The sequence below is a fragment of the Thermodesulfitimonas sp. genome (assembly GCF_052743955.1).
Genome location: NZ_JBRAIN010000123.1, coordinates 1 through 3,975 on the forward strand (window position 1 = coordinate 1; position 3,975 = coordinate 3,975).

Genomic DNA, 3,975 nt, shown 5'->3' on the forward strand with positions numbered 1-3,975 from the left:
GCGGCGCTGGTCGAGATTGATGCCGATATCCGGGAGGTGTTTCCGTACCTGAACGCGGAGTTAGGTAACTGTTTTTACAATCCCGAAACGCCGTTTTTGCGCTTTGTCTGGTCGGGCAAGGGTATCACCCTTTATCCCAATGCGATCGGCATTACCGGTCTGGCCGACGAGGCGGAGGCCCACCGGATGGTTGGGGCGTTGCGGGAATTAATAGCCGGAACCTGGGCCCGCCGGGCGGAGATCAAACCCAGCTACCGGCGCGGTTCGGAGCTCTCGGCGCTTGACGTTTACAAACTTTTGCCCCGAAGCAACTGCGGGCGGTGCGGGGAGCGGACCTGCCTTGCCTTTGCGGCGCGGCTGTTGAAGCAGGAGATGTTTCTGGATGATTGTCCGCCGCTTGCCGAGCTACGGTGGGAGGCAGCACGGGAGAAGCTGAAGCAGCTATTTAGGGCAGCCGGATTTCCGCTGTGAGGGTAACGATTTTGTCCCGGAGCCAAAGCTGGAGATAAGGAGGAAGTTCTGCGAGATGGCAGTAGAACCCGGTTTACTCGCGCGGATAGCCTGCTGGTTTGAGCGTTCGTTGCTGTGGCTGATAGCCCTTTCTATGGTGCTGGGGGCCCTGATAGGTTTTACCTGGCCCGGTGCCGCGCCGGAGTTGCGGCGCTATATAGATTTCACGCTTTACCTGATGCTTTACCCGATGATGGTCGGGGTGCAGGTGGAGCAGGTGGCGTGTGCGGCCAAGGAGATAAAGCCAATTGCCTGGTCCCTTTTTTTCAACTTCATTTTTTCGCCGCTCCTCGGATGGCTGATTGCCCTGCTCCTTTTGCGGCATCACCCGGAGTTTGCGGCGGGGCTTGTTCTTTTGGCCGCTACACCATGCGCGGGGATGGTGGTCGGGTGGACCGGTCTGGGACGCGGCAACGTACCACTGGCCCTGGTAATCGTGGTCGTGAGCCTGTTGCTGAGCATCGTAACCATTCCGGCGACGACATACCTGCTTGCCGGGACCTTCGTCCGCCTTGACGCGGTGGCGATCATGAAAAGTACCCTTACCGTCATCTTAGTGCCGCTGGTGGCCGGTGATCTTACCCGGCGGTTGATCCTGGCCCGCTGGGGGAATGCCGGTTTCCAGGCGGTTTGTCCCGCCTTACCGCCCCTTTCGATGCTGGGCATGTTCGGGATCATAGCCATATCGGTCGCCAACGGCGCGCCGCAGATGGCGGCGCACCGGACGGGGACGCTCCTTGCCCTGCCGGCGCTGGCCCTTTTTTACGTGCTGCAGTTGGTTGCCACCGTTAATGCGGCCCCCCGGTTTGGTTTCCGGCCGGGTGAGATCGTTGCCCTGGTCAACGCCGTGGTGGGGAAAAACGTCCCCTTAGCCTTGGGGCTTGCGGTGCACTTTTTCGGCCCGGTGACGGCGGCTATGTTAGCGGTGAACCCTCTGTTACAGGTGCCGACCATGTTCTGGATCTATCGCTGGGCGGTGCGTCTGCCAATGCAGAAAAGTGGGGAAGTGGAAAATACCGGTGCGGCAGGATCCGCGGCGGAGAAGGAAAACCCGGATCAAAAGAGGAGCAGCGGCACCGGGGGTAAGAAATAGAGTAAATATTAACTTGTATAAAGGTACTGGGGCTGTGGGGGCTTGGGCCCTGGCGGGGGCCGGCTGCGGTTCAGTTTAGTGTCGCTGGCGGCGACGGCTTAAAATCATGGTTCTGGAGGTGGTCTGAAGGTGGCCGGTGTTCAAAAAAAGGGGACGGTTGCGGGAAATGAGGTGCCCATTGGCGAAGAAGGCTTGAGGGTGGGCGGCGCCGAAAAGAAAAGGCTTTCGACGCTGGAAAAACTTCTCACCCTGTGGATATTCCTCGCCATGGCCGTGGGCATCGGGATCGGGTACTTCTCGCCCGGGGTAACCCGGTTCATCGCCGGGCTGCAGGTGGGGACGACCTCGATCCCCATCGCAGTGGGCCTGATTCTGATGATGTACCCGCCGCTGGCCAAGGTGAAGTACGAAGAGATGGGGACGGTGTTCAAGAATACCAAGCTTCTATCCCTTTCTCTTTTTCAAAACTGGATTGCCGGGCCGGTGGTGATGTTCCTTTTAGCGGTACTCCTGCTCCGCAACCACCCCGAGTACATGATCGGAGTTATTTTAGTGGGGCTGGCTCGTTGCATCGCCATGGTCATCGTTTGGAACGAACTGGCCGAAGGGGACCGGGAGTTAGCGGTAGGCCTGGTAGCTTTCAACGCCGTCTTTCAGGTTTTGTTTTATGCCGTTTACATCTGGTTTTTCATCACGGTCTTGCTGAACTGGCTTGGGTTGGTTAAAGGGTTGAAGGTGAGCATTTCCATGTGGGAGGCGGCGAAGACCGTTTTCATCTACCTCGGGATCCCCTTCCTGGCGGGCGTTGCCACTCGCTTTTCGCTGCTACGCCTGAAGGGCAGGGAATGGTTCGAAAACGTCTTCGCGCCTAAGATTAGCCCGATTACGCTGGTGGCGCTGCTTTTCACCATCGTCGTGATGTTCTCGCTGAAAGGAGAGTACATCATCCGCTTGCCGCTGGACGTGGTGCGGGTGGCGGTACCGCTTGCCTGCTACTTCTTCCTGATGTGGTTCGCTATCTTTTTCATCACCCGGCGCCTGGGGGCCAATTACGCGCAGACCACGGCGGTCTCCTTTACCGCGGCCAGCAACGACTTCGAGCTGGCCATCGCCGTGGCGGTGGCGATTTTCGGCATCGGCTCCAACCAGGCCTTCGCCACGGTGATCGGGCCGCTCATTGAAGTGCCGGTACTGATAAGTCTGGTAAACGTGGCGCTAAGATTCAGGGAGAGGTACTTTAAACCGGCAACTTCTTAAGGGGGGAAATAAGCAATGGAGAACCAGGAGACGCAACAGGTGGCAATTTTCACTTGTGCCGGAGACTCAAATACCGGCCAGACCGCCAACGCCGCGGGGGTAAAGCTGGCGCAGGCGGGCTGGGCTATCTTGCCTGTTGGGCCGGTGTCGGTGCTGGGGCCGAAAACACCCTTAAAAAGCTGGCCCAGGCGGAGACGGTGGTCGTGATCGGCGGCTGCCCGGTCGCCTGCGCTAAGGGAATGTTGGAAAAAGCTGGGGTGAAGGTGGACTGCCACGTTGAGGTGATGGCGCTGGGCGTTAAGAAGGATTTGGGCGTGCTCGCGCCGGACCAGGCGGCGGTGACGCGGGTTTACGAAGCGGTGAAGCAACAGACCGAAAGGCGCGGGAGCAAGGCCGGGTAGAAAAAACGAGGCGGACTATTCAAGAAATTCCGGGAGGTGACAGAATGTTGACGGAGCGGCAGCGGTTTGTTTTATTGTTGGGTGTTTTTTTGGCAGCGTATTTCTTGCCCGTATCGCATCCGCGGTTCGCGAGCGGGGCACTTGAGGCGTTTGCCATGCTGCACGAGTATGCCCGGGAGCACGTCCTCTTTTGCCTGGTGCCGGCGCTCTTTATCGCCGGGGCTATGGCCAGCTTTCTTTCGTCCCAGGCGGTTATCAGATACCTGGGGCCGGAGAGCAAGAAGTGGGCGGCTTACGGGGTTGGTGCGGTTTCGGGCGCGGTCTTGGCGGTCTGCTCCTGCACGGTGCTGCCACTTTTCGGCGGCATTTACAAAAGGGGCGCGGGGCTGGGGCCGGCGATCGCCTTCCTTTACTCCGGGCCGGCGATCAACGTGCTGGCGATTATCCTGACGGCCAGGGTGCTCGGCTGGGAGATCAGCATCGCGCGGGCGCTGGGGGCGGTCCTTTTTTCGGTTGTCATTGGCCTGATCATGGCGTTTCTCTTCCGCCACGAGGAAGGAGAACGCTTACGCGGGCTGACTGCCGGGGAGCTTCCTCCCGGGAGACGAACATCCGGCCAGACGGTGCTCTACTTTTTAGTACTCGTCCTGATTCTGATTTTTGCGGCCTGGGGCAAACCGACGGCTGAAGCCGGCTTCTGGTACGCCGTCTACC

Annotated in this window: 5 protein-coding genes; all 5 read left to right on the top strand. The window is 59.3% G+C overall.

Annotation, left to right across the window (positions count from 1 at the left end):
- A partial coding sequence (locus tag ACUVTA_RS08745) for a (Fe-S)-binding protein (protein WP_445952559.1) occupies positions 1-471 on the top strand: 471 nt, incomplete at its 5' end.
- A gap of 55 nt (positions 472-526) precedes the next feature.
- Positions 527-1,603 carry an arsenic resistance protein gene (locus ACUVTA_RS08750; RefSeq protein ID WP_445952560.1) on the top strand — a complete coding sequence of 359 codons (1,077 nt, stop codon included), beginning with the start codon at positions 527-529 and terminating at the stop codon, positions 1,601-1,603.
- A gap of 129 nt (positions 1,604-1,732) precedes the next feature.
- Positions 1,733-2,860 carry an ACR3 family arsenite efflux transporter gene (gene arsB / locus ACUVTA_RS08755; protein ID WP_445952561.1) on the top strand — a complete coding sequence of 376 codons (1,128 nt, stop codon included), beginning with the start codon at positions 1,733-1,735 and terminating at the stop codon, positions 2,858-2,860.
- A 53-nt stretch (positions 2,861-2,913) separates the two neighbouring features.
- The gene (locus ACUVTA_RS08760) at positions 2,914-3,261 is read left to right on the top strand and encodes a putative zinc-binding protein (protein ID WP_445952562.1); all 348 of its coding nucleotides are present in this window, start codon (positions 2,914-2,916) and stop codon (positions 3,259-3,261) included.
- Positions 3,262-3,305: 44 nt separating this feature from the next.
- Positions 3,306-3,975 (top strand): permease (locus tag ACUVTA_RS08765; protein ID WP_445952563.1); only part of this gene is annotated, 670 nt, incomplete at its 3' end.

What these genes read in the sequence shown, in the direction of transcription:
- ACUVTA_RS08750 (WP_445952560.1), top strand. Translation starts at nt 527, where the DNA reads ATGGCAGTAGAACCCGGTTTACTCGCGCGGATAGCCTGCTGGTTTGAG.